The organism is Hoeflea ulvae (genome assembly GCF_026619435.1).
In the GTDB taxonomy this organism is placed as follows: Bacteria; Pseudomonadota; Alphaproteobacteria; order Rhizobiales; family Rhizobiaceae; genus Hoeflea; species Hoeflea ulvae.
Genome location: NZ_JAOVZQ010000001.1, coordinates 4715817 through 4739657, shown reverse-complemented (window position 1 = coordinate 4739657; position 23841 = coordinate 4715817). Strand labels below are relative to the sequence as shown.

Genomic DNA, 23841 nt, shown 5'->3' with positions numbered 1-23841 from the left:
TTGAGTCACCGAAAAGGATGAATTGATGCAATCAATGAGCGATTACTACTCCGCGGTTCAGCTTCGAACGGATCGATGGAGTGCGTTGCGCGAAGCCCTGGATTTCCTCAAGCGCGAGCCCGAAGGCCGCAAGGCTGCCGCAAGGCGCAACGAGATCGCCAAGCTTTTCGACTCGCTGTCGCTCATTGAGGCCTACTGGGCCTTTCCAGGGGTAGCCTCCTTCTCCCACATGCACCGCCAGTTCCAGCACGGCAACATCGACGATGCGGCGTTCAGCGTTCGCCGCGTGCTGCGTGCTCTGACCACCGGCGCCTATCGCCGCCGCCACATCCCTCTCGACCGGGACGTCGCCGACAGTGAGGAAAACGAGGACGAGGCGGTCCTGTCGCCGGAAGCACGGGCGCTGACCAAACCCTATTTCGAAGTGATGATCGTCGATGATCTCAACGAACATCAGGAACGCTGGCTCAAGAACAGCCTTCAGTCGATGCGGCGTGCCGATGACCAGTTCACCTATGAATCGGTGGTCGTTCCAAGTCTTCAGGACGCGCTGATCGGCATTCTGTTCAACCACAATATCCAGGCGATCATCGTCCGCCCGGGGCTCAAGCTTGAATCCAAGGTCGAGCTGCCGGTGCTCACCCGCTATCTCAACCGCGCCGGCGGCATCGATGAAATCGAGGAAATCGCGCCCGAGGATTACGGCCCGGAACTCTGCCGTTTGATTGCGAAAGTGCGTCCCGAGCTTGATGCCTATCTGGTCACGGACCGTTCGGTTGAAGCCATTGCCGGTCTCGATCTCGGGATCTGCCGCCGGGTCTTCTACAATCAGGAAGACTTCATGGAGCTGCATCTGAACATCCTTCGTGGTGTTCAGGCGCGCTACAAGACGCCGTTCTTCACCGCGCTGAAGGAATATTCCAAGCAGCCCACCGGCGTGTTCCACGCCATGCCGATCAGCCGCGGCAAGTCGATCTCCCGGTCGCACTGGATCCAGGACATGGGCGCGTTCTACGGCCCCAATATCTTCATGGCCGAGACCTCGGCCACCAGCGGCGGGCTCGACAGCCTGCTCGAGCCGCATGGCCCGATCAAGGAGGCGCAGGAGCTTGCCGCCCGCGCCTTCGGCGCCAAGCAGACCTTCTTTTCCACCAATGGCACATCGACCTGCAACAAGATCGTCGTCCAGGCGCTGGTGCGGCCGGGCGATATCGTGCTGGTCGACCGCGATTGCCACAAGTCGCATCATTACGGGATGGTGCTGGCCGGTGCCCAGGTTGTCTATCTCGACAGCTATCCGCTGAATGAATATTCGATGTATGGCGCGGTGCCGCTTAAGGAAATCAAGCACCAGTTGCTTAAGCTCAGGGCCGCCGGCAAGCTTGACCGGGTCCGGATGCTGCTTCTGACCAACTGCACCTTCGACGGCGTCGTCTACAATGTCGAGCGGGTGATGGAGGAATGTCTCGCCATCAAGCCCGATCTGGTGTTCCTCTGGGATGAAGCCTGGTTCGCCTTTGCCCGGTTTGGCCCGACCTACCGCCAGCGCACCGGCATGCATGCGGCCAAGACCCTGCGCGACAAGATCAAGACGCCGCATTATGCCAAGCTCTATGAAAAACAGCAGGCCAAGCTCAGGGATGCGGATGACGAGACGCTGCTCAAGACGTGTCTTCTGCCGCCGCCGGGCTCCCGGATCCGGGTCTATTCGACGCAATCGACCCACAAGACGCTGACGGCGCTGCGGCAGGGATCGATGATCCACGTTAATGACCAGGACTTCAAGGGAGAGGTCGAGCAGAGCTTTCACGAAGCCTATATGACGCATACATCGACCTCGCCGAACTACCAGATCATTGCCTCGCTGGATGTCGGGCGGCGGCAGGTGGAACTGGAGGGTTTCGAGTTCGTCCAGCGCCAGGTCGAGGCGGCGATGTCGATGCGCCGGGCGATCTCGACGCATCCTCTGCTGAAGAAATATTTCAAGGTGCTGACCGCCGGCGACATGATCCCGGAAGCCCATCGCGAGAGCGGTGTAACGAGCTATTACGATCCCGATCAGGGCTGGACCGATATCTGGAACTGCTGGGAGAAGGACGAATTCGTTCTCGATGCCACCCGCGTGACGGTCGTGGTCGGGGGCACCGGGTGGGACGGCGACACCTTCAAGAACAAGATCCTGATGGACAAATACGGCATCCAGATCAACAAGACGTCGCGCAACACGGTCCTGTTCATGACCAATATCGGCACCACGCGGTCATCGGTCGCCTATCTGATCGAGGTGCTGGTCGAAATCGCCAATGATCTTGATGACCTTCTCGACGATGCCTCGCGCATGGAGCGGCTGAGCTTCGAGAAACGCGTCAAGAACCTGATGCATGATCTGCCGCCGCTGCCGGATTTCAGCCGGTTCCACGATGCGTTCCGCACCGACCACGACACCATCGAGGGCGACATCAGGTCGGCCTTCTTCCTCAGCTATGATGACCGCAATTGCGACTATCTCGAGCTCGACGGTTCGATCATCGACGCGATTGAAAGCGGCCGCGAGATTGTGTCGGCCTCCTTCATCATCCCCTATCCGCCGGGCTTTCCGATCCTGGTGCCGGGGCAGGTGGTGTCACGCGAAATTCTGGCCTTCATGCGCGCGCTCGATGTCAGCGAGATCCACGGCTACAGGCCGGATCTCGGGCTGCGGGTGTTCACCCAGGCGGCGCTGGACAATCATGCTGGGCTCGCCCTGGCAAAGCCGAATAATAAAAAAGGGGACTAAGATGCCGAGAAAAATGCTGAAAAACATGTCGGAAATCCGCCGGTTTTTTCACCGCAATGAAGATCCGATCTATTTCATTTCCGCCACCAACTTCAACCTGCTCGGCATTGACGAGTGGTGCAAGAATTTCAAATATATCTGCTATCTCGACTGCTATGACGGCCGTCACCCCAATGTGTTCTGCCCCTCCGAGCAGCCGCATGCCGAGTTCCAGTCGATCGAGGACATCAACAATTACCTGCTGCAGCACAAGGAAGTTATCGACTTCATCAAGCGCCGCGGCGGCAATCCGAAATTCGTGTTCCTGATGTTCGATGAAGAGACCGAGCGCCTTGCCAATGAACTCGGCGCCGTCGTCTGGTTCCCGAGCGCCAAGCTGCGGACCTCGATGGACAACAAGATCGAGACCGTGCGGGTCGGCAACAAGGCCGGTGTTCCCTCCGTGCCGAATGTGCTGGCCGAGGTGACTTCCTACGAGAATCTGCGCGAGACCTGCGACAAGGCCGGCATCGGTCATGACCTGGTTCTGCAGTCGGCCTTTGGCGACAGCGGCCACACCACCTTCTTCATCAAGTCCGAAGCCGATTTCCGCAGCCATGCGGACGAGATCATCGGCGAGGGCGAGATCAAGATCATGAAGCGGATCGACTGCCGCGGTTCGGCGATCGAGGCCTGTACCACATCAAAGGGAACGATTGTCGGGCCGTTGATGACCGAGCTGGTCGGCTTCAAGGAGCTCACCCCCTATCGCGGCGGTTGGTGCGGCAACGAGATCTTCTCCACGGCCTTTCCGAAGAAGGTGCGTGAAAAGGCCAGGCAGCTCACTTTCAAATTCGGCGAACAATTGCGCAAGGAAGGCTATAGCGGCTATTTCGAGCTCGATTTTCTCATCGACACCAAGACCGGCGACATCTGGCTCGGCGAACTCAATCCGCGCATTACCGGGGCGAGTTCGATGACCAACCATGCGGCATTCGCCCATGCCGATGCGCCGCTGTTCCTGTTCCATCTGCTCGATTTCTCGAAGGTCAAATTCGATCTCGACATCACCGAGCTGAATTCGCGCTGGGCCGATCCGGACATGATCGACAGCTGGAGCCAGATGGTGGTCAAGCACACCGAAGACAGCGTCGACATCATCACTGAAGCGCCGCAGACCGGTATCTACAAGATGCATGATGACGGGCGGGTGGTGTTTGACCGTTTCGATTATCACCGTCGTGCCGTCGAGAGCGAGAACGAAGCCTTCTTCCTGCGCATTCAAAAACCGGGCGATTACCGCTATGAAGGCGCCGATCTCGGCATTCTGGTGACTCGCGGGCGTTCGATGACGAATAATTTCCAGCTCAACGACCGCGCCAAGAAGTGGATTCACGGGATCAAGAACAGCTTTGTGGCCAAGCCGCTGCCGGCAGCGGATGTCGGCCCGGTCTATTCAGAGCCTGCCTTCAAGATCCTCTAGATTCCGGAGTATTGACGTCAAATGCAACATCTTTGGCGTTCAATCGACGAGACAGATCCCGGCCCGAAATGGGCCGGGCTATTTGCCGAATACTGGCCGGACTACCGGGTCTGGTGGAGCAGCGAGAGCGTAGAGGCGCGGCCGACCTATTGGCAATGTCTCCAGGCACTGAAACTGCACATGCCGGAACTGCTGGGGCTCTATGAGCAGCTCTGCGAGCTCGCCGGCGGTGGCGACGAGGCGGCCCGCTTTCTAAGCCTCTACAATCCGCCGCCCTATCTGTCGGTCTGTTCGCAGGCGGTCTGGACCGGTGCGGAACCGGTCTTGGTGCGCAATTACGACTACAGCCCGCTGGCCTTCGACCGGCTGATCATGCGCACCGGCTGGCAGGGCCGCACGGTGCTGGGTACGTCTGACGGTCTGTGGGGGCTGGTCGACGGCATGAACGATGCCGGACTGGCGATTTCGCTGACATTCGGCGGCCGTCATGTGGTTGGTGACGGCTTCGGCGTACCGCTGATCCTGCGCTATGTGTTGCAGACCTGCGAAACCACCGAACAGGCGGTGGCGGTGCTGTCCCGCGTTCCCAGCCATATGAGCTACAATGTCACGGTGCTGGATGCGGAGCGGAACTACATCACCGCCTATATGGCACCCGACCGGCCGACGCTGATTACCAAATCGGCGGTTGCAACCAATCACCAGGAAAAGGTCGAATGGGCGGCCCATGCCCGTTTCACAGCAACCGTCGAGCGGGAGCGCTATCTGCTGCAGCGCATGACCATGCACCGGGATACCGAGGAAAAATTCATTTCGGCCTTTCTCAAGCCGCCGCTCTATTCCTCCGCCTTCGCCGACGGGTTTGGCACGCTTTATACAGCCATTTACCGCCCCCGGCTGGGGCAAATGGAGCTTCGCTGGCCCTTGGGAACCTGGCCATTCGATATCCATAATTTCGTTGAGGATCAGCGGATGATCCATATTCCTGTATGAGGAGCCTACGCGTCATGAGCCATGTCTTTGCCCGCCACACGAAAATTCATCCGCCGGTCGTGGCTTCGGGGAAGGGCTGCTATCTGTTTGACCAGAGCGGCAAGCAATATCTCGACGGATCGGGCGGTGCTGCCGTGTCGTGTCTCGGCCATGGTGACACGGACGTCATTGCCGCGGTGAAAGCCCAGCTCGACGCCATTGCCTTCGCCCATACCGGCTTCTTCACCTCCGAGCCGGCCGAGGCCCTGGCGGATCTGCTGATTTCCAGAGCGCCGGAAGGCATTGACCGGGTCTATTTCGTCTCCGGCGGGTCTGAAGCGACCGAAGCGGCGATCAAGCTCGCCCGGCAATATTTCGTCGAGAAGGGCGAACCGAAACGCTCCAGACTGATCGCGCGCAAGCAAAGCTATCATGGCAACACCATCGGCGCCCTGTCGGCCGGCGGTAATGAGTGGCGGCGCGCCCAGTTCGGTCCGCTGCTCTTGGATGTGAGCCATATCGATCCCTGTTACGACTACCGTTTGCGGCAGGCCGATGAAACGCCGGAAGCCTATGGCTTGCGCGCCGCCAATGCGCTGGAGGCTGAAATCCTTCGGGTCGGGCCGGAGACAGTGATGGCCTTCATCGCCGAGCCGGTGGTTGGCGCCACATCGGGTGCGGTGCCGCCGGCTCCGGGTTATTTCAAGCGGATCCGCGAGATTTGTGACCGCTATGGCGTGCTGCTGATTTTGGATGAAGTGATGTGCGGCATGGGACGTACCGGAACGCTGTTTGCATCAGAGCAGGACGACGTCCGGCCGGACATTATTGCCATCGCCAAGGGACTTGGCGGCGGCTACCAGCCGCTGGGCGCGATGCTGTGTTCGGGTGAAATCTACCGGGCTATCGAGGCCGGCAGCGGCTTCTTTCAGCACGGCCATACCTATATGGGGCATCCGACCGCCTGTGCCGCGGGACTGGCCGTGGTGGGGGCAATCGAGGAGCGCGGCCTGTTGCCGAAGGTCGAGGACATGGGTCTGCTGCTCAGGGCCGGGCTGCAGGAGCGTTTTGGCGAGCACCCCCATATCGGCGACATCCGCGGCCGCGGCCTCTTCGTTGGCGTGGAACTCGTGCAGGACCGCGAGACCAAGCAGCCTTTCGCGCCGGGTGATCGGATTGCGCCGAAAATCAAGACCGCGACGTTTGATGCCGGCCTGATCTGCTATCCGATGTCGGGCACGATCGACGGCCGCAGCGGCGATCACGTTCTGCTGGCGCCACCCTATATCATTACCCCCGACCAGGTCGGGGAGCTGATCGACAAGCTGGCAATCGGCATTCATGCCGCCACCGGTGTCTGAACCGGTGGCCAACGTTTCGCCCTGACCGCGAAGCCGGCCAGGGTATCAGGCGATCTGCAGCCCGGCTCAGGCGGCTTGGACCTCCTGCGCGACAAAATCACGCCAGTCGGGCGGGTTGCCCGAGGCGTAGAGCATGCCGATCGCAACCCAGTCGATATCCTGCGCGGCGTTTCTGTAGGGGGCAACCGGTTGCCGGTCCTGATAGGCGATGAGGGTCTGCCCCTCGGCAAAATCATGTAGGCTCTGCTTCCATTTTCGGTCCGGCCAGTGCAGCGTCAGGGCGTGGCTGAGCGGGTCATATTCGGCGGTAAACAGCGTTCCGAAACCTTCGCCATGGCGGTCCTGGTGCAATGGCGCCTTGAGAAAATGCGCCGCGAGCTGCCTGGGGTCGCCACGCAAGCTGGCGATGTCGCGAAGATGGGCCGCGCGCTCGAAGGTCCGGGTGAAGGCGGCCCGGTCAGGCTGCGATCCGTCATGCTGATGATTGGTGGCGACGATATCGGCGGCAAGCGTGGCGCCGCCGCCAGCCTGTATCTCGACGCTTGCAGTGGCGCCGTTGGCGTCTGCCACGATCACATTATAGGGCATGTGCGAAGGCACCCGCTGCAGGACAAGCAGGGCCTCATCGACCGTGTCACATGTTTCCAGAACATAACGCAGGATCGTGGTGATGCCGAAGCCGGGACCGGTGATCTGGCGGCCGCCATAGGCGAGCGCGATGCTCAGCCCGGCTTCGTTGATGCCGTCGGAAAGGCCCCAGAGGAATTCCACCATGCCCATGACCTTGCGCCCGGTCCATTCGGAGTGAAGCAGCAGGCCTTCATTGAGGTTCGGTGACAGGTCGTAATTGCGCACCAGCCGCACCGCGTCATGGCTGGCCAGGGCCGCGAGCGAACAGCCGCCGAGATAGTTCGGCGGACACCAGGTCGACAGGAAACGGGCCGCGCGGTCGGATCCGCCTGCGAGACCTACGAGCCGGTGATAGACCGGCAGGAGCTCGGGCATGTGGCGGGCGAGCGCTGCTTCGCAATCGGCCCGTGAGGGGCCGTTGTCGCCGCCACCGGCGGTGAACCATGCCTCGTAGGCGGGCCAGGACCGGGCCCAGCGGGTCGCCCATTTGGGGCCGGGCCGGCTCTCGCTTACGGCGTCAAATGTCAAGGAGGCTTGGGTCATGTCACAGGCTCTTATTGTCGGGATTGAGGAAAAAACGGACAAGGGCGGCGCTGGCATCGGGCCCGCCGGAATCGGTGTAGGACCCGGCGGGTCGGCCGCCGGACCAGGCATGTCCAAGGCCTTCGATGACCCAGTGCTCGACATGTGCCTGGCCGTCAGCGCCGGGGATGACACGTCGTTCGACCTGCCGGCGGGTCGACGGGCCATTTTCCCAGGTCTGGTATTGCGCGCCCGAACCGGAGGGTTCGGCGCCGCGGGCAATCAGATCTCCATTGACGGGATGGACCACGGAATCGGACGCACCGTGAAAGATGATGGTGCGCGGTGTTGGTGCCGATGGCGCGCGCGCAATTGCCTGCATCGGCTTGCCGCCCATGGCGGAAAAGGCCGAGGCGACATCGCGCGCGGCGCCATAGGGGAGGCCGGAATGGACGCCGATACCGGCATAAAGCTCCGGGTAGGTCTCGCCCATGATCACCGCCATGGCGCCGCCGGCGGAAAGGCCGGCAATGAAGGTGCGCTGCGGCGGAATGGCGTGGGCTTCACAGATCTGTCGGGTCAGTCCGGCGATGATTGCCGGCTCGCCGCGGTCACGGTTCTGATCGCCGCGGCTGAACCAGTTCCAGCAACTCTGCCCGTTGGCGCCGCGCGACTGGCCGGGATAGGCGACGATGAAGCCATGGGTCTCGGCCAGTTCGTTCATGGCCGTTCCGGCGGCAAAGTCCTCCGGTGTCTGATTGCAGCCATGCAGCATGACGATCAATGCCGTCGCGCCATTGCCCGCAGTCGTTGGAATATAGAGCCGGAAGTCGCGGCTGCCGGCATCACAGCTGAAGCCATGCAGGGCGAAGCTGGCGCCGGCCGGAATGTCCTGCAGGGGTGCATCGGTTCTGGCTGAAAAGACGCCGGAACGGCCGGAGCGGAGTGAAGGTGCCGACACAGGGCCGGGGCCGGACGCCGCGGTGGGTTTGGTGCGCGTGCGCCCCTTGGCGGTCTCCGGCAACAGGCCGTGACGGGACAGGGTTTCCTGCACCAGGCGGTCAGGGTCGAAATGGCCATGGCGTGCGGAAGCCATTGCCTGACGCAGCGCGTCGGCATTGAAGAATGTCATCATTTTGTTCCTTGAGAGGTGTCTGAATGCCTACCTGATGCGGTCGGCCAGTGCGGTTTTGACGTCTCTGCTTGCCTGCAACGCACCCAGCACAGTTATCGTTCCAATGGTTGCAAGCGCGAGCTCGGGCGTGACGTCGTCTGCAATGCGCGCCAGACCCACCACCTTGACATGCAGCACTTCGCCGGCGGCGCGCAGGGATTCGAGATCAGCGCGGCTGTAGTCGCGCAGGCCCAGTTCCATCGTGTGCCGTTCGATTGATCTTGTGACCGCGTCCTGGTGGCTGTCGAGCTGGTTGCGGATCGCCGTCCGGATGAAATCTGACCGGTTGGAATAGAACCCTTCATTGACCAGAAGATCGATCCGGCCGAGATCGACATAGCCTAAATTGATGGTGATCTTCTCTGTCTCGGGCGTCTTTTCCCGCAATTGCTTGACATTGCTCATTTCCGCGACTCCTCGATTTATCATCCATATGGATGGTATATAGATGGAATATTGGCAAATGCAAGAGGCTGGTTGTGCCGGGCACCCTTTGTGCCCGGCTAACGGATTGCAAACAGCGAGATGACGACTGCGCTTGCCAGGCGGCTGCCGCTGCCGATGAAGAGCGTGCGGTTGACCCAGCCATAGCGTGCATCGCCGGTTTCAAGTCGTGCATGGGTGCGCATGTAGTAGGATCGGGGATCGACGGTGTCGCCGCGCGCCACAGCCTGCATCACCTCCGCCGGGCCATGGCGGAAGCCGTAATTGCAGATCTCGATCACGGCGCCGTCATGGGTCTGCATCGAGTAGCGCGTGTCGAGCTCGGCCAGTCCGTCAGCAAACACCGTCTGCCAATCCGCGCCGATGTCGAGGATGCGGCCGTTCAACAACGGCCCTTCCACACTGCCGCCGATGATCGGCACGATGCGACGGGCCCCGCCGCGCCCCTGTCCCATCTCGCGGATCGGCCCGAGTTCCACGGTCAATGTGCAGACCGGGTCAAGCTGGGGAGGGGTGGAGATGGTCATGGCCTTGCCTGATCCGTTGGGGTCATCGCATCAGGGTCGGCAGGAACAGGATGATGGCCGGAAACGCCACGAACAGGAACAGCCGCACGACATCGGCAATCACGAAGGGCAGGATGCCCCTGATGATATCCGACTGGCTCACCTGCGGCGCTACATTCTGCACCACGAAGAGATTCATGCCGATCGGCGGCGTGATCAGTCCGATTTCAGCGACCGAGACGACAATGATGCCAAACCAGATTGGATCGAAGCCGAGATTGATGACGATCGGATAGACGATCGGGATGGTCAGCAGGATCATCGACAGCGAATCCATGAAGCAGCCGAGCAGCAGGTAGAAACACAGGATCATGATCATGATCACCGTCGGCGGCAGCCCCGACTCGCTGATCCAGTTGCCCAGAATCCCCGCCAGACCGGTGCCCTCTATGAAGAAATTGAACAGGGCCGCGCCGACCAGGATCATGAAGATCATCGCGCTGGTCCGGGCTGTTTCCAGCGCCGCGTCGACCATGGAAGCGAAGCTGGTCTTCATCAGGATTGCCAGCACCACTGCGCCGAAAGCGCCGACGGCCGCGGCCTCATTGGCCGAGAACAGTCCGGAATAAAGCCCGCCCAGAACAACGACGAACAGCGAAATCGCGGCGATGACGGATTTGTCGAAGCCGGTCTCGGGCCGGTCATCGCCGTGGTGATCCACCGGCTTGATCGCGTTGGGACTGATCCGCACCGTTACCGCCACGGCGGTGATGTAGAGGCCGGTCGCCAGCAGGCCGGGCAGAAGCGCTGCGGCAAAGAGCTGGCCGATCGAATTTTCGGTCAGCAGGGCGTAGATCACCATCAGCACCGAGGGAGGGATGAGCACGCCCAGCGTACCGGCGGCGGCCACCGAGGCGCCGGCCAGGCTTGGCGAATAACCCTCGCGGATCATCTCGGGCACAGCGATGCGGCCCATGGTGGCGGCTGTCGCCAGCGAGGAGCCGCAGATCGCGCCGAAGATTGCGCAGGCGCCGACCGTGGCCATGGCGAGACCGCCGCGGAAACGCTTGAACACCATGTTCATCGCGCTGAACAGGCTGGTCGACAGGCCGGCATGGGCGGAAAACACGCCCATCGCGACGAACAGTGGAATCACCGACAGGCTGTAGGGAAAAACCGCCTCGAAGGGCGCCGAGCCCAGAACATAGATGGCGCCGCCGGTGCCGTTGAGAATGGCAAAGCCGGCAACACCGGTCACCGCCATGGCAATGGCGACGGGCACGCCGACCAGGGTCAGGGCCATGGCGACGAAGAAGCCGAGAATTCCGAGAAGCGGCGGCGTCATGTGGCGGACTTTCCGGGTTCGTTCCAGCCGGCACGGAGCTGGTCAGCGACATTGAAGGCCATGGCGACCGACGACCCGACCAGACCCAGCGCAAAGGGCGCCCAGTAGATCCACATCGGAATGCCGATGTTCATCGAGATGTCCGAGCTCGACAGCATCGACAGCGCGGATTGGGTGGAATAGTAGCCAAGCAGACAGCAGAAGCCGAGCGTCAGCAGGCTGGTGGCCAGGCCGAGCAGCCACTGCGCGAAGGGCGGAAGAAAGTTGGAGACCAGATCCAGCGAGACATGCGCATTGACCCTGAAGGCATAGGGCATGGCCAGAAAGGCGCCGGAGACGATGAAGAGCTGCACATAGTCGACGGTGCCCAAAATGCCGCCGCTGAATTTGCGCATGACGACATCGACCACGGTGATGCAGGCTGCGGCTGCAAAGGAGACCGCGCCTAACAGGGCCAGATAGCGAAAGGCGGTATCCAGTATTTTCATCTAGAATGGTTCGATCTGGCCATGAAACGCTCTAGCCTTGGACTTGCAACAACTGTGACAGACAACGCCACCCCGGTTCACCAATGGCGATCCGGGGTGGCGTTTATCATTATTTCTGAGCTTCGTACTCGGCCTGATATTCGGCCATGAGTTCCTGGGCGCGGGCGTAGGTTTCCTCGACATTGTCGAAACCATCTGCCTTGAGGCTCTCGTGATATTTGGCAATCACCGGCTTCATCGCCTCTGTCCAGGCCGCCTGCTGGGCCTCGTCCGGCACGAAGATCTCGCTGCCTTCCGCCTTGGTCTGCTCGAGGCCCGGGGCGTCCCAGGTGTCCCAATAGGCGCCGGTCTGCTTGACCAGTTTTTCGCCGGATGCATCGTCGACGCATTTGCGCTGGCTGTCGCTCAGGCTGTTGTACTTGTTCTCGTTCATGGCAAACCAGAACGAAGCAGCATTGAGCTTCAGGTCGGAGCTGTAGTCGAGAATCTCGGCAAGCTTGAACGCCGCCACGCCTTCCCACGGGAAGATGGTGCCGTCCGCCGTGCCTTTGGAAATCACTTCATAGGTATCCCCGGGTGGCACGCCGACCGGAACCGCACCAAGCTCCTCGAGCATCATTGCGGCTGCGGGCGAGGGCGCGCGGATACGCATGCCCTTGAGATCGTCGGGGGTCTTGACGGCCTTTTCCTTGGTGTGGATCAGGCCGGCATTGTGCGCGTGCAGCGCCAGCACCTTGATGCCGTCATAAGGCTTGGAAATCAGGCCTTCCTCGAACAGCGTCCACAGCGTCATCGAGTTGGCATAGGCGCTCTTGGCCAGGAGCGGCGTGTCCATGATGGTTGCCGTGGTGAAGCGGTTGCGCGGCAGATGGTTGAGACCATGCGCCACATCGACGAGGCCCGCGCGCAGCACGTCCTCGAGCTTGGTGACATTGCCCAGCTGGGTGCCGGCGGTGTAGAATTCAAAGGTGATTTCACCACCTGAGCATTCGGTGATTTCATTGGTCCAGTTGACCGTGAAATCCTTGTGCGGGCCAGCGCCCATAGGCCAGAAATGCGCCAGTTTCAGTGTCACTGGCGCGGCAAAGGCCATTGTTGTCGTTGCCAATAGTGCAGCCATGGCGGCTGACAGGATCTTCCTCATGCTTTCCTCCCAATCATGCCAGACCGGCTCCTTCCGGCTGGCGTATCTGCCTCGCGATCAGAGTGCGCCTGTCGGGCGTCCCTGATTCTGAATCCGTGCTCACGCTGTTCGAGCATAAAATATTCTTGCGTGTAACATGGTAGAAGTCAACTTCCGAACCGGTCGGTGACACTGTAGCATGAACGGCCGGTTACACGGTCACCGGATTTCGGAACAAGGGGCCTGACAATCATCCCGGTGATGCTATTCATGCCGAAGGGAATCGCTAATCTGCAGATTCGCGGGATCATGAAAAATCATGGCAAGGGGCTGCCCAGAACCGGATGGAGGCTGGCGGAGCCCGGGTCACGAGCGACAAGTTGGAGAGGAAACGCAATGAGCGACGCAAGATTGTTTATCGGTGGAAAGTACATCGACCTTGACGCCGGGAAGACGAGCACGCGCCTGGACCCGGTCACCGGTGAAGTGGCAACGCGGTTTGCGGCAGCCACGACGGCTGATGCCAAATCTGCGGTCAATGCGGCGGCAGAGGCGTTTGAGGCCTGGTCAAGTTCGACACCGGCGCACCGGCGCGCGGTTCTGTCGAAAGCTGCCGACCTGTTGTCGGAACGGGCCGGGGACTTCATCGCCGCCATGCAGACCGAGATCGGCAGCACCGCCGGCTGGGCCGGGTTCAACGTGATGCTGGCCTCGCAGATCCTGCGTGAAGCAGCCGCCATGACCACCCAGGTCAAGGGCGAGATCATTCCGTCCAACAAGCCGGGCTCGCTGGCCATGGCGGTGCGCAAGCCGGCCGGCGTGTGCCTGGGCATGGCGCCATGGAATGCGCCGGTGATCCTGGGCGTGCGCGCCCTGGCGATGCCGCTGGCGGTGGGCAACACCGTGGTGCTGAAATCCTCTGAAAACTGCCCGATGACCCATTTGCTGATTGCCGAATGCCTGCATGAGGCCGGCTGCGGAGACGGTGTGGTCAACGTCATCTCCAATGCTCCCGAGGATGCGGCGGAGCTGGTCCGGACCATGATCGCGCATCCTTCGGTGCGGCGGATCAATTTCACCGGCTCGACCAGTGTCGGGCGCGAGATCGCAAAGGTCGCGGCCGAATATCTCAAGCCGGTGCTGCTCGAGCTTGGCGGCAAGGCACCGCTGGTGGTGCTGGAAGACGCCGATATCGATGGCGCGGTCAATGCCGCCGTGTTCGGCTGCTTCATGAACCAGGGACAGATCTGCATGTCGACCGAGCGGGTGCTGGTTGCCAGCGCCATCGCCGACGAATTTACCGAGAAATTCGCAGCACGGGCTTCGGCGCTGGTGGCGGCGGACCCGCGTGAAAACGGACCGCTTGGATCGCTCGTCGGCATGGCCTCGACCTCCCGGCTCAATGCGCTGGTCAAGGACGCCGTCGCCAAGGGCGCGACAGTGCTGACCGGCGGCGAAAGCGACAGCGTGATCTATCAGCCGACCATATTGACTGGTGTGACCGAGGAGATGCGGCTGTTCCGCGAGGAATCCTTCGGTCCGGTCAAGGCCGTCTATCGCTTCGATACCGAGGAGGAGGCGTTGCGCATGGCCAATGACACCGAATATGGCCTGTCGGCTGCGGTGTTTAGCCAGGATGTGCGCCGCGCCCAGGCCTTTGCCGACCGGATTGAAAGCGGCATCTGCCACATCAATGGTCCGACCGTGCACGACGAGGCGCAGATGCCGTTCGGCGGCGTCAAGAACAGCGGTTACGGCCGTTTCGGCGGCACGGCGGCGATCTATGAATTCACCGATCTGCGCTGGGTGACGATCGAGGATCCGAACCAGCACTACCCGATTTGATCGTTGGTCAGGAGACACGCATGAGCCAGGACGACAGCGTCATCACGGCGGGCGGCGCCATTTTCACCAAGCTCAAGGCGCTTGGTGTCGATTATGTCTTCGTCAATTCCGGAACCGATTTTCCGCCGATTGTCGAAGGTCTGGTCGAGGCGGCGCAGAAGAATATCGAGCTGCCGACGCCCGTCGTCATCCCGCATGAACATGCGGCGATGGGGATGGCGATGGGCTATTATGAAATGTCGGGCCGCTGCCAGGCGGTGATGCTGCATACCAATGTGGGCCTCTCCAACGGCGCGACCGGCGCCATCAATGCGGCCTGCGAACACGTGCCGATGCTGATGATGTCGGGGCGCACGCCGGTGACCGAGGAGACCCGCTTCGGGGCACGCACAGTGCCGATCGGCTGGGGCCAGGAAATGCGCGACCAGACCGCCCTGGTGCGCGAGGCCAGCAAATGGGACTACGAGCTCAAGTTCCCCGAGCAGATTTCCGGCGTGCTCGACCGGGCCTTTGCGATTGCCAATTCAACGCCGAAGGGACCGGTCTATCTGTCGCTGCCGCGGGAGACGCTGTGCGAGGAAATCCCCCGCGCCGGCACCAGCGCTGCCTCGACCATGCAGCCTGCGAAAGCCGGACCATCGCCTCATGAAATTGAAATTGCCGCCGCGGCTCTGGCCAAGGCCAAGCGCCCGCTGGTGATTGCCCAGCGCGGTTCCGGCGACGCCGACAGTTTCGCGCTGTTTGGCGAATGGGCCGAAGAATGGGGCATTCCGGTGTGTTCCTGGTGGGCAACGCATCTGGCGATCGATACCGATCACCCCTGCCATGTCGGTGACGATCCCGGGCCGTGGCTGGCTGAGGCCGATGTGGTTCTGGTGCTCGACAGTCTCGCACCCTGGTGGCCCGACAGGCACAAGCTGGCTGACGATGCACATGTCATCAACATGGGGCCAGATCCGCTGTTCAGCCGCTTCCCGATCCGCAATTTCCGCTCAAATCTGTCGATTGCGGGCGAGAATGCCGACACCATTCCGGCGTTGATAGAAGCCATGGCGCGAATTGGCGGCGACGTCGATGTGATCAAGGCCCGGCGTGCGAATGTCGCAGAAAAAGCCCAAGCCAATCGCTACAGGCAGGCAGCCGAAGCACAAGCCTCGACCGCCAAGGGCATCACCAAGCAATGGGTCAGCGCCTGTCTTGGAGAGGCACTGAAGGGCAAGACATCCACCGTCTATTCCGAACTCGGCACCAAACTCGGCACGCTCGAGCGCAAGGGCCACAATGCTTTTTTCCAGGAGCCGCATTCGGGCGGGCTTGGATGGAGTTTTCCGGCGGCGATGGGCGGGCAGTTGGCGGACCGCGATCGGATTATCGTGGCGACGATGGGCGATGGTTCTTACATCTTTTCCAATCCCACCGCCTGTCACCAGATTGCCGAGGCGCTGGGCCTGCCGGTGCTGATCATCGTGCTCAACAACCGCGAATGGGGTGCGGTGCGCCAGTCGGTTGTCGGCACCTATCCCAATGGCTATGCGGCGCAGTCCAACGAGGTGCCGCTGACCTCGCTCGAACCCTCGCCGGATTTTGTCTGCGTGGCGCAAGCCAGCCGCGCCTGGACCCGCAGGGTCGACAGGCCAGAGGATGTGCCGGGCGCTATTGAAGCCGCACTGGAAGCGATTTCGGACCGCAAGCAGCATGCGCTTCTGGAAATCAGCATCCTGAAGGACTGAGCGTGGCAGAGCTGATTTCGAGTTTTCCGGCCATATCCGATCTGCGTGCGAAAGCGCGGCGGCGGCTGCCGCTTTTTGCGCGTGAGTTCATGGAAGCGGGTACGGGACTTGATCACGCTGTGGAGCGCAATGCTGCCGATCTTGCCGGCGTGCAATTGTCACCGCGGGCAATGCGCGGGCCAGTGACCCGAGATCTGAGTACCTCGTTTCTGGGGCAGGATTTTAGCGTGCCCTTCGGCATCGCGCCGGTGGGTGGGACTGGCATGATCTGGCCGGGCGGTGAAAAAGTGCTGGCGGGAATCGCGGCTGAGTCCAATCTGCCCTATACGCTCGCCAGCGTCGCCACGCAGACGCCGGAAACCATTGGACCGATTGCCAGGGGAAGGGGCTGGTTCCAGTTCTATCCGATGGCCGACAAGGAGATCCAGAAGGATGTCCTGAGCCGCGCTCATGGCGCCGGCTTTGAAACCCTGGTGGTGACCGTCGATGTGCCGATGATGTCGCGGCGCGAACGGCAGATGCGCGCCGGGTTCCAGATGCCGCCGAGGCTCACCCCCAGAATGCTGTTGCAGGCGCTGTTGCATCCAAGCTGGACACGGGCAGTGCTGCAGGTCGGACGTCCGGAACTGGCGACACTGACGCCGTATTTTGCCGATGTGGCCGCCGCCGAGCGGATGGCGGAAATCGGCAGGCAGTTGCATCCCGAACCGGCATGGAGCGAAGTCGAGTGCATCCGCGCGATCTGGCCCGGCAAGATCATTCTCAAGGGCATCATGCAATGCGATGACGCCAGGATGGCAGTGGCCGAAGGTGCCGATGCGATCTGGGTTTCCAATCACGGCGGGCGTCAGCTGGATGCAGCGCCGTCTTCGATATCGGTGCTGCCGGGCATTCGCGGCGCCGTCGGCAAGGATTTTCCCATCATCTTCGACAGCGGTGTTCGCTCGGGGCTCGATATTGCCCGGGGTCTCGCCAGCGGTGCCGATTTCGTCATGCTCGGACGGCCGTTTCTCTATGCGCTTGCCGCCGGCGGTCACGACACCGCGCAGCTGTGCGTGCGTATCCTGCGCGATGAACTTGAAAACGTCATGGCACAGGTCGGGGCCGAACGTCCGGCCGATCTGCCATTGGCGCTGGTCAAGCCGAAAGGGACAGAGATCGCGCAGGTTGCTTGATGACATCGTCATCGGCAGCGAACAGCGGCACGTCGCTGTGCCTGCCAGAGCAGGTGGAGCGACCGCGCGTTGCGGATGGCACCAAATCTTCGAGCTGGAGGAGACGGGTGATGAGGATCGCGATTTTGGGAGCCGGCGCACTGGGGTCGGTGATCGGCGGGCTGATGGCCGAGCAGGGTATTGATGTCTGCCTGCTTGACGTCAACCAGGCACATATTGATGCAATCAACCGTTCGGGTCTGCAGCTCGACACGCCGGAAGGCTCCCGCAGGATTTCCATCTCCGCCATGCGGCCCGAAGAATGTCCGGGGGATGTCGAGCTGATTGTCCTGCTGACCAAGATCTTTCACACCGATGCGGCGCTGGCCGCGGTCCAGCCGGTGATCGATTCGGGCGCACGGGTGCTGACCATCCAAAACGGGCTGGGCAACGTTCAGCGGGTGGCGCGGAAGGTTCCGGAGGCGCAGATCCTGATGGGATCCACCATGATTCCGGGCGGATATGTCGGGCCGGGCCATGTGTCGTCGGCCGCGCAAAGCTGGACCGTGTTCAAGCCGCTGCTGGATTCGGGGATTGCTGACGCCGAAGCGATCGCAAAGGTGCTTGCGCCGGTGGGATTCAAATATTCGGCCGAGGCTGAATTGCAGATATGGCAGAAAGCGGCGTTCAACTGCGCCATGAATGCGACCTGCGGGCTGATTGCCGGGCCGGTTGGCGCGATTGCAGCTGATCCCAAGGGCCGCGCTCTGGTCCGGGTGATTGCCGACGAGGTCATTGCAGTGGCGCGGGCAAAGGCAATTGCAGTCGAACGCGACGCAGTCTATCAGCACCTCGATGTCGCGCTCGCTGAGCACCAGAAGCACAAGCCCTCGATGCTTCAGGATCTGGAGGCGGGGCGCCAAACCGAAATCGAGGCGCTGTGCGGCGAAGTTGTCCGGCAGGCGGCTTCGGTCAAGATCGGGGTTCCGCTGAACACGGCGCTTGCCACACTGATCGGTCTGAAATCAGCCCATCAGTCCGGCCGGCAGGATTGAACCTTTTCTGTGCGGATGCGCGGTCTGACACCAAGCCTTGGTTTCAAAGGGTTCACGAAAGCGGACGGATGGTGCCAAGTCCCTTCGGCCCTGCCAGGAAATCGAGGAAGCTGCGGACTTTGGCCGGCAGATAGCTGCGATCGGGATAGATGGCGCGCAGCGGCACCCTGGGCCAGGCCGTGTCGGGAAGGACAAGCTCCAGCCGGCCTTCGGCAATGTCGTCGGTGACCAGCCAGTGCGGCATGAAGGCAAAGCCCATGCCCTCGCGCGCGCCCATCAGGATCAGCGTCTCATTGCCGCTGAGCAGCACCGGCTTGAAGCGGATGTCGATCGCATCCGCACCTTCGCCGTAGCGGAGCCGGCCTCCTGCCGCCATCGGCGTATAGGTCAGGAAGGGCGCGCCGGTGAGGTCCACTACCGAGGCCGGACGGCCATAGCTTTCGAGAAAATCGGGCGAGGCGATCAGGGGGAAATGCACTTCTGCAAGTTTACGCGCGATCAGGCCCTCGCCAAGCGTATCGGTCACCCTCAGGGCCAGATCGAGTCCCTCTTCCACCAGATTGACCATGCGGCCGCTGAGATCGAAATCCAACGTCACCTCGGGATATTCCAGGCGATAGGCCGCAATGATGCGGGCGAAGGCGGGATTGGTGACCCAGACCGGCGCGCTGACCTTCAGCACGCCCCTTGGCGCAACCGATGTCTCCGACAATTGCGCCTCGGCCTCATCCAGCCCTTCAATCAGCGGGCGCACGGTTGCGAGATAGCGCGCGCCGGCTTCGGTCAGGCTGACATTGCGGCTGTTGCGGTTGAGAAGCCGGGCACCGATCCGGGCCTCTACATGCTGGACATGCTTGCTGGTCATGGCCGGCGAGAGACCCAGACGCTCAGCCACAGCGGCAAAGCTCTTCTGTTCGGCAACGGCCGCAAGGACCCGCAGGCTGAGAAGTGTGTCCATGATCGTTCACTCAGAAGAAATTCAACATCAAATTTCTAACAGATGATCTTCTCTACGGAAACCAATAAATCTCGTCTCACAGATCAACGACGCCTTGCCGCGGGGCATGGGCGCATCAAGCGGAGACGACCATGACACTGACACACGACACACTCGCACCATCGAACTCCAAATGGCACATCGGCCTTTGGGCAGCCCAGATCGCCCTGGCCCTGCTCTACAGCATGTCGGTCTATATGAAGCTTCTGTTGTCGCCGGCCGAGATGGGGCAGATGGGGCTGGTCTGGGCTCAAACCGCGCCTCTGGCCCTGGTCCGGTTTATTGGCTTTGCCGAACTTGCTGGCGTGATCGGCCTCATTCTGCCCGCCGCGACTCGCATCCTGCCAAGGCTGACCATTTATGCAGCCGCGGGCCTGCTGGCCATTCAGGTGCTGGCGATCCCGTTCCATGCCTATCGCGGTGAATTCGCGGCGCTGCCGTTCAACCTGATCTATCTAGGCCTCGCCGTGCTGATCATCTGGGGCCGCAGCAGCAAGGCCGTGATCGCTCCCCGGGGCTAAGCGAACCAGCAAGGCGCTCCGGGCTTCGACCCGGGGCGCGGGGTTGAAAGGACACGACAATGCAGACCGACGCACTGGACCTCGCCAGGCACACCGCAAGGGCGGGCCTCTCCGAACGTCTCTCCTGGGGCGTGATCGAATTTCAGGTCACCGATCTTGGCCGCACGGTAGCGTTCTGGACCTCCGCGCTCGGACTGCGCGTGATCGAGCACGACAGCCAGAGGGCGATCCTGGGAACCGGGACAACACCGCTTTTCGTGTTTCATGCCGGCGCGGAGGTGCCGGTCAGGCCGCGCCATCTGGGACTGTATCACGTGGCCATCGGCATGCCGGACCAGGCTGAATTCTCCCGTCTGCTGGCACGCCTGGCTTTACTGCGCATACCGGTCTCGCCGACCGATCATCTGATGTCCAAGGCCCTGTATCTCAGTGACCCCGATGGCCTGGAAATCGAGATCGCGCTGGAAACACCGGAACGGTTTGGCCGTTTTGGCGACATGTCCCGCGGGCTTGTTCTTTACGATGCCGATGGGAAACCGCACAATGGACGGGCGCCTCTGGATGTCCGGGCGGAGTTGGCCCATGCCGAGGGTGCCGATCTCGAGGCGGAATTGTCCGGTCGCGCTTTCATCGCGCATATGCATTTCAAGGTCGCAGACCTCAATTCGGCTGCGGCCTGGTTTGAGGGGATCGGCTTTGCCCGCAATCTGATGCTGGAAAACTGGGGCTTTGCCGACATGGGAGCAGGCGCCGCCTATACCCACCGGCTGGCGATGAATGTCTGGGCCGGGCCCAACCTCGCGCCGGCGCCCGCGAATATGGCGCGGCTGGTCCGCTATGCCTTGCATGTCCATGATCCTGCGGTGATAGCCGATATCCGGACCCTGCTACCGGCGGCATCCGGACTGACCGGGCGTGATCCGACCGGAACCGAGATCACCCTGATCCCGGTCCCCGGGACCTAAATCATTGCGCGCGCTTGCTTCAGGACATCGCTGTCGAGGGTGGAATCCGCCTGCAGCACTCCCAGCAGTTTTTGCGCAGCCGGCCGAGCAGGGCGTCGATGTGTCCATGCCCGATCGCATCTTCTGGGTCGGCATGCAGCCGCGGCTCTACAGCCCGTCTTTCGCGTGGCTGAAGAAGTCCCGGGATCCCATCTGACCGCCCTTCAGGGTCACTTCCAGGCCGTCGATCTCGGGATCTCGGGAATGGACCCGGCACAGCGGCGCGCCCGGCGCCAGTGGCGCAACTGCTGACAGGGCTGTCACGCCGAGCGCGGTCATCGCATGACCGGAGGTGTCGCCACCGGCGACGGCGACGCGGGGCAACCGTGTCTTGCGGCGGACATCGGCAACGAGTTGCCCGAGCCCGGCACCGATCCTGGTGTTGACCGCTGCGGCGGAAAGCCCTGCACCGAGAATTGCCCGGGTGAGGCGGTTGTTTGACGCCGCATCCGGCCCTCGCGCCGTGGCGACGAGAACATTGCGGCCCTGAGATAGCGATGCGAGCGATGATTGCAGCGTCTGCTCTAGGGCATTGCCCCACGCGTGGGGATCGACGGCCTTTGCGGCATCGAGGTCGATGATGTGAAAGCCTCGGGCTTCGGCGGCCTCGATTTGCGCGCTGTTGATGGAGGAGCACGAGCCAGACACGCAGAATATCTGCTCTACCGGTTCCAGTCCGGGCGGCTCAAAACCCGCCGGAAGCCGCCCGATGGCGCGCAAATGGGCCACCAGTGCATATTCCACCCCCTGAGACCCGATGGCAAATACCGGGCCTCGTCCCTCGTTCCACAACAGCCTTCCGGCTTCGCTCAGCGTCTCGTCGTCGAGAACGTCAATGGCGATGATTTCGGCGCCGCGGTCGATCTGCTCTGCAAGCGCGCGGTCGGCCTGTCCGGACTTGATCCGTGCCAGGTCGACAAGGCCGATGCTGCGATCGGTCTGGCGCGACAGATGCAGCCGGAGATCGGCCTCGTCCATCGGGGTGGCCGGATGGCGGCTCATCACCGGATGCCGGTCGAGCCGGTAGACGCCGTCATCCATTCCGGCAAACAGGTTGCCGAAAACCTGATAGCGCCGGATCGCCGGTGCGCCAATGATCAGCGGATGCCAGCTGCCGCCAACAATCGGCGTGCCGATGTCGATGGCCTTGCCGATCGATCCGCAACCGGGCGACGAATCGAAGGTGGAGCAGACCTTGTAATGCACGATGGGGGCGCCGAAATCCGCCAGCGCCAAAAACGCCGCCGGAAGGTTTTCATCCATCCAGGCCGGATCGCAGGACCGCGCGACGCCGGCGATGCCCATGGCGGCAAGATCGGGAAAGCGGGCAAGCTCTTGTGCGTCCGGTGGCTCAAGGAACATCACCGTCGGAATGCCGGCAAATGACAGCACTTCCATGACAGCCGAAGATCCGGTGAAATCGTCGCCGTAAAATGCCAGAAGCGGATCGCTCACTTCAGGCTCCTTGCGCCGGATAGGCATCAAGTGAGGCGGCAAGGGCTGCATTGCCCTGGGCATGGGTCTCGATCGCCACGCCGGCCATGGCCGCATTCCAGGCTTCGACCAGCGCCTCGACACCGGCGGCGATCCCCAGCGGATGGGCGACCACCCCGCCGCCGGCAGTGTAGATCAGGTCGGGCGACTTGACCGCCGCCCATGTGCCTGCCGCCTGGCGGATGGTCTGACCGGACGAAAACACCGGCACGGTGGTCATCGGCGCGTGTTCAAACAGCGGCTCGGCCAGAGAGCGGGCAGAGGTGATGACGCTTTCATCGGATTCGCTGAACTTGTTGGCGAGCCCGTTGACGTGCAGGTGGTCGCACCCGGTAAGCCGCCAAAGTTTCGACCAGGCAGGGAACGACCAGCCAAGGCCGGGATTGCGGCTCAGGGCGCCCCAGCCGGCGCGATGGCCGTGGATGGGCAATTCGGTGTGGCGGGCAAGTTCTATCATGCCGGCATGGCCGACCGCCAGAACGCTTGCCATGACGCAGGTCCCGCCTTGGGCCAGCACGAAATCATGGCGGCGGCGCATTTCGTCAATCTCGCCGGTAAGGTTGAAGGCGACCATGGTCTTCTTGCCGGTCCGGTCGGCGGCACGGTTCACCGCAGCCATGACGGCCCTCACCCGGTCCTCGAACGGGCAGGCCGGACCATCGGCCTGAAGCTCGTCATCCTTGATGAAATCGATCCCGGCATCCGCAAGCGTTCCGACGAGCTCGCCGGTGGCTTCGGCCGACAATCCGACGCTGGGCTTGATGATGGTTCCGATCAAGGGGCGGCCATGCACGCCCGAAAGCCGGCGGGTGCCGTCGATGCCGAATTTCGGGCCGGGATATTTCTGCGCAAATGACGAGGGTAAGCGCAGATCCAGGAGCCGCAGGCCCGAAAACTGCTTGAGCTCGAACAGGTTGCCGGCAATCGTCGCCACCAGATTGGGCAGCGACGGGCCGATATTGTCCATGGGCCAGGACAAGGTGACGACGGCACGGCGATAAACCGGCTTCGATCCCGCCGGCTTGCCCGCGCCGGGAAGCGAGGGTGCAGCGACTTCGTCCACCAGGTCCAGCCTCTCCACCCGGGCGGCTGCGCGGGCCTTCAACTCCGGGGTTTCTCCGGGTACCGCGACAAAGGTTCCCGAGGACTGCTCTCCCGCCATGATTTCGGCGGCCTGACGCGGATCGAAAGCGGTCTCGATGAGGTAGTCGGCCTCAATGCGAACTGGATCAGGCATG

The 23841-nt window shown here is 62.0% G+C and carries 20 protein-coding genes; 10 read left to right on the top strand and 10 right to left on the bottom strand.

What is annotated here, in order from left to right:
• The first annotated feature begins 25 nt into the window (after positions 1–25).
• The 4 genes from OEG82_RS22465 to OEG82_RS22450 are packed head-to-tail and all read left to right on the top strand — an operon-like array spanning position 26 to position 6571.
• A complete protein-coding gene (locus OEG82_RS22465; RefSeq protein ID WP_267614580.1) occupies positions 26–2776 on the top strand; it encodes an aminotransferase class I/II-fold pyridoxal phosphate-dependent enzyme in 2751 nt (916 codons plus the stop codon).
• A 1-nt stretch (position 2777) separates the two neighbouring features.
• The gene (locus OEG82_RS22460; protein ID WP_267614579.1) at positions 2778–4238 is read left to right on the top strand and encodes a biotin carboxylase; all 1461 of its coding nucleotides are present in this window, start codon (positions 2778–2780) and stop codon (positions 4236–4238) included.
• A gap of 21 nt (positions 4239–4259) precedes the next feature.
• A complete protein-coding gene (locus tag OEG82_RS22455; protein ID WP_267614578.1) occupies positions 4260–5231 on the top strand; it encodes a C45 family autoproteolytic acyltransferase/hydrolase in 972 nt (323 codons plus the stop codon).
• A gap of 14 nt (positions 5232–5245) precedes the next feature.
• Positions 5246–6571 carry an aspartate aminotransferase family protein gene (locus OEG82_RS22450; protein WP_267614577.1) on the top strand — a complete coding sequence of 442 codons (1326 nt, stop codon included), beginning with the start codon at positions 5246–5248 and terminating at the stop codon, positions 6569–6571.
• 66 nt (positions 6572–6637) lie between these two features.
• Here OEG82_RS22450 and OEG82_RS22445 read toward each other — a convergent pair whose 3' ends face one another.
• The 7 genes from OEG82_RS22445 to OEG82_RS22415 all read right to left on the bottom strand — a co-directional run bounded on the left by OEG82_RS22445 (position 6638) and on the right by OEG82_RS22415 (position 12824).
• On the bottom strand, positions 6638–7744 hold the full coding sequence (locus tag OEG82_RS22445; protein ID WP_267614576.1) for a C45 family autoproteolytic acyltransferase/hydrolase: 1107 nt from the start codon (positions 7742–7744) through the stop codon (positions 6638–6640).
• A 1-nt stretch (position 7745) separates the two neighbouring features.
• A complete protein-coding gene (locus tag OEG82_RS22440) occupies positions 7746–8855 on the bottom strand; it encodes an extracellular catalytic domain type 1 short-chain-length polyhydroxyalkanoate depolymerase (protein WP_267614575.1) in 1110 nt (369 codons plus the stop codon).
• 30 nt (positions 8856–8885) lie between these two features.
• Positions 8886–9302 (bottom strand): CopG family transcriptional regulator, encoded by a 417-nt coding sequence (locus OEG82_RS22435; protein ID WP_267614574.1) that lies wholly within the window; start codon positions 9300–9302, stop codon positions 8886–8888.
• A 98-nt stretch (positions 9303–9400) separates the two neighbouring features.
• Complete coding sequence (locus OEG82_RS22430; RefSeq protein ID WP_267614573.1) at positions 9401–9868, bottom strand: DUF3237 domain-containing protein; 468 nt, start codon at positions 9866–9868, stop codon at positions 9401–9403.
• Positions 9869–9890: 22 nt separating this feature from the next.
• Positions 9891–11192 (bottom strand): TRAP transporter large permease, encoded by a 1302-nt coding sequence (locus OEG82_RS22425; RefSeq protein WP_267614572.1) that lies wholly within the window; start codon positions 11190–11192, stop codon positions 9891–9893.
• On the bottom strand, positions 11189–11680 hold the full coding sequence (locus OEG82_RS22420; RefSeq protein ID WP_267614571.1) for a TRAP transporter small permease: 492 nt from the start codon (positions 11678–11680) through the stop codon (positions 11189–11191). Before OEG82_RS22420 ends, OEG82_RS22425 begins: the two co-directional genes overlap by 4 nt.
• A gap of 109 nt (positions 11681–11789) precedes the next feature.
• Positions 11790–12824 carry a TRAP transporter substrate-binding protein gene (locus tag OEG82_RS22415; protein WP_267614570.1) on the bottom strand — a complete coding sequence of 345 codons (1035 nt, stop codon included), beginning with the start codon at positions 12822–12824 and terminating at the stop codon, positions 11790–11792.
• A gap of 375 nt (positions 12825–13199) precedes the next feature.
• Here OEG82_RS22415 and OEG82_RS22410 point away from each other — a divergent pair, with 375 nt between their 5' ends.
• The 4 genes from OEG82_RS22410 (at position 13200) to OEG82_RS22395 (ending at position 18587) form a co-directional block, all read left to right on the top strand.
• The gene (locus OEG82_RS22410; protein WP_267614568.1) at positions 13200–14648 is read left to right on the top strand and encodes an aldehyde dehydrogenase; all 1449 of its coding nucleotides are present in this window, start codon (positions 13200–13202) and stop codon (positions 14646–14648) included.
• 20 nt (positions 14649–14668) lie between these two features.
• The gene (locus tag OEG82_RS22405) at positions 14669–16378 is read left to right on the top strand and encodes a thiamine pyrophosphate-requiring protein (RefSeq protein ID WP_267614566.1); all 1710 of its coding nucleotides are present in this window, start codon (positions 14669–14671) and stop codon (positions 16376–16378) included.
• Between the two features lie 2 nt (positions 16379–16380).
• Positions 16381–17553: an alpha-hydroxy acid oxidase gene (locus OEG82_RS22400; RefSeq protein WP_267614564.1), complete on the top strand. Its 1173-nt coding sequence runs from the start codon at positions 16381–16383 to the stop codon at positions 17551–17553.
• 110 nt (positions 17554–17663) lie between these two features.
• A complete protein-coding gene (locus OEG82_RS22395) occupies positions 17664–18587 on the top strand; it encodes a ketopantoate reductase family protein (protein ID WP_267614563.1) in 924 nt (307 codons plus the stop codon).
• Between the two features lie 52 nt (positions 18588–18639).
• On the opposite strand, the gene OEG82_RS22390 is transcribed toward OEG82_RS22395, so the two are convergent.
• Complete coding sequence (locus OEG82_RS22390) at positions 18640–19545, bottom strand: LysR family transcriptional regulator (RefSeq protein WP_267614562.1); 906 nt, start codon at positions 19543–19545, stop codon at positions 18640–18642.
• A 131-nt stretch (positions 19546–19676) separates the two neighbouring features.
• Between OEG82_RS22390 and OEG82_RS22385 the strand changes: the two genes are divergently transcribed.
• Together OEG82_RS22385 and OEG82_RS22380 are read left to right on the top strand one after the other, a co-directional pair.
• Entirely contained in the window at positions 19677–20105 is a 429-nt protein-coding gene (locus tag OEG82_RS22385) for a DoxX family protein (protein WP_267614560.1), read from the top strand.
• Positions 20106–20164: 59 nt separating this feature from the next.
• Positions 20165–21070 carry a VOC family protein gene (locus tag OEG82_RS22380; RefSeq protein WP_267614559.1) on the top strand — a complete coding sequence of 302 codons (906 nt, stop codon included), beginning with the start codon at positions 20165–20167 and terminating at the stop codon, positions 21068–21070.
• 147 nt (positions 21071–21217) lie between these two features.
• Here OEG82_RS22380 and OEG82_RS22375 read toward each other — a convergent pair whose 3' ends face one another.
• Positions 21218–22564: a four-carbon acid sugar kinase family protein gene (locus tag OEG82_RS22375; protein WP_267614558.1), complete on the bottom strand. Its 1347-nt coding sequence runs from the start codon at positions 22562–22564 to the stop codon at positions 21218–21220.
• A 1-nt stretch (position 22565) separates the two neighbouring features.
• Positions 22566–23840, bottom strand: coding sequence for a ribulose-bisphosphate carboxylase large subunit family protein (locus tag OEG82_RS22370; RefSeq protein ID WP_267614557.1), 1275 nt, complete (start codon positions 23838–23840; stop codon positions 22566–22568).
• Position 23841 lies beyond the last annotated feature (1 nt).

Bases quoted from the DNA above. Each gene is read 5' to 3' on its own strand.
- OEG82_RS22450 (WP_267614577.1), top strand. From the start codon at position 5,246: ATGAGCCATGTCTTTGCCCGCCACACGAAAATTCATCCGCCGGTCGTG.
- OEG82_RS22435 (WP_267614574.1), bottom strand. From the start codon at position 9,302: ATGAGCAATGTCAAGCAATTGCGGGAAAAGACGCCCGAGACAGAGAAG.
- OEG82_RS22465 (WP_267614580.1), top strand. From the start codon at position 26: ATGCAATCAATGAGCGATTACTACTCCGCGGTTCAGCTTCGAACGGAT.
- OEG82_RS22405 (WP_267614566.1), top strand. From the start codon at position 14,669: ATGAGCCAGGACGACAGCGTCATCACGGCGGGCGGCGCCATTTTCACC.
- OEG82_RS22430 (WP_267614573.1), bottom strand. From the start codon at position 9,868: ATGACCATCTCCACCCCTCCCCAGCTTGACCCGGTCTGCACATTGACC.
- OEG82_RS22370 (WP_267614557.1), bottom strand. From the start codon at position 23,840: ATGCCTGATCCAGTTCGCATTGAGGCCGACTACCTCATCGAGACCGCT.
- OEG82_RS22380 (WP_267614559.1), top strand. From the start codon at position 20,165: ATGCAGACCGACGCACTGGACCTCGCCAGGCACACCGCAAGGGCGGGC.
- OEG82_RS22420 (WP_267614571.1), bottom strand. From the start codon at position 11,680: ATGAAAATACTGGATACCGCCTTTCGCTATCTGGCCCTGTTAGGCGCG.
- OEG82_RS22445 (WP_267614576.1), bottom strand. From the start codon at position 7,744: ATGACCCAAGCCTCCTTGACATTTGACGCCGTAAGCGAGAGCCGGCCC.
- OEG82_RS22410 (WP_267614568.1), top strand. From the start codon at position 13,200: ATGAGCGACGCAAGATTGTTTATCGGTGGAAAGTACATCGACCTTGAC.
- OEG82_RS22425 (WP_267614572.1), bottom strand. From the start codon at position 11,192: ATGACGCCGCCGCTTCTCGGAATTCTCGGCTTCTTCGTCGCCATGGCC.
- OEG82_RS22460 (WP_267614579.1), top strand. From the start codon at position 2,778: ATGCCGAGAAAAATGCTGAAAAACATGTCGGAAATCCGCCGGTTTTTT.
- OEG82_RS22385 (WP_267614560.1), top strand. From the start codon at position 19,677: ATGACACTGACACACGACACACTCGCACCATCGAACTCCAAATGGCAC.
- OEG82_RS22395 (WP_267614563.1), top strand. From the start codon at position 17,664: ATGAGGATCGCGATTTTGGGAGCCGGCGCACTGGGGTCGGTGATCGGC.
- OEG82_RS22390 (WP_267614562.1), bottom strand. From the start codon at position 19,545: ATGGACACACTTCTCAGCCTGCGGGTCCTTGCGGCCGTTGCCGAACAG.
- OEG82_RS22415 (WP_267614570.1), bottom strand. From the start codon at position 12,824: ATGAGGAAGATCCTGTCAGCCGCCATGGCTGCACTATTGGCAACGACA.
- OEG82_RS22440 (WP_267614575.1), bottom strand. From the start codon at position 8,855: ATGACATTCTTCAATGCCGACGCGCTGCGTCAGGCAATGGCTTCCGCA.
- OEG82_RS22455 (WP_267614578.1), top strand. From the start codon at position 4,260: ATGCAACATCTTTGGCGTTCAATCGACGAGACAGATCCCGGCCCGAAA.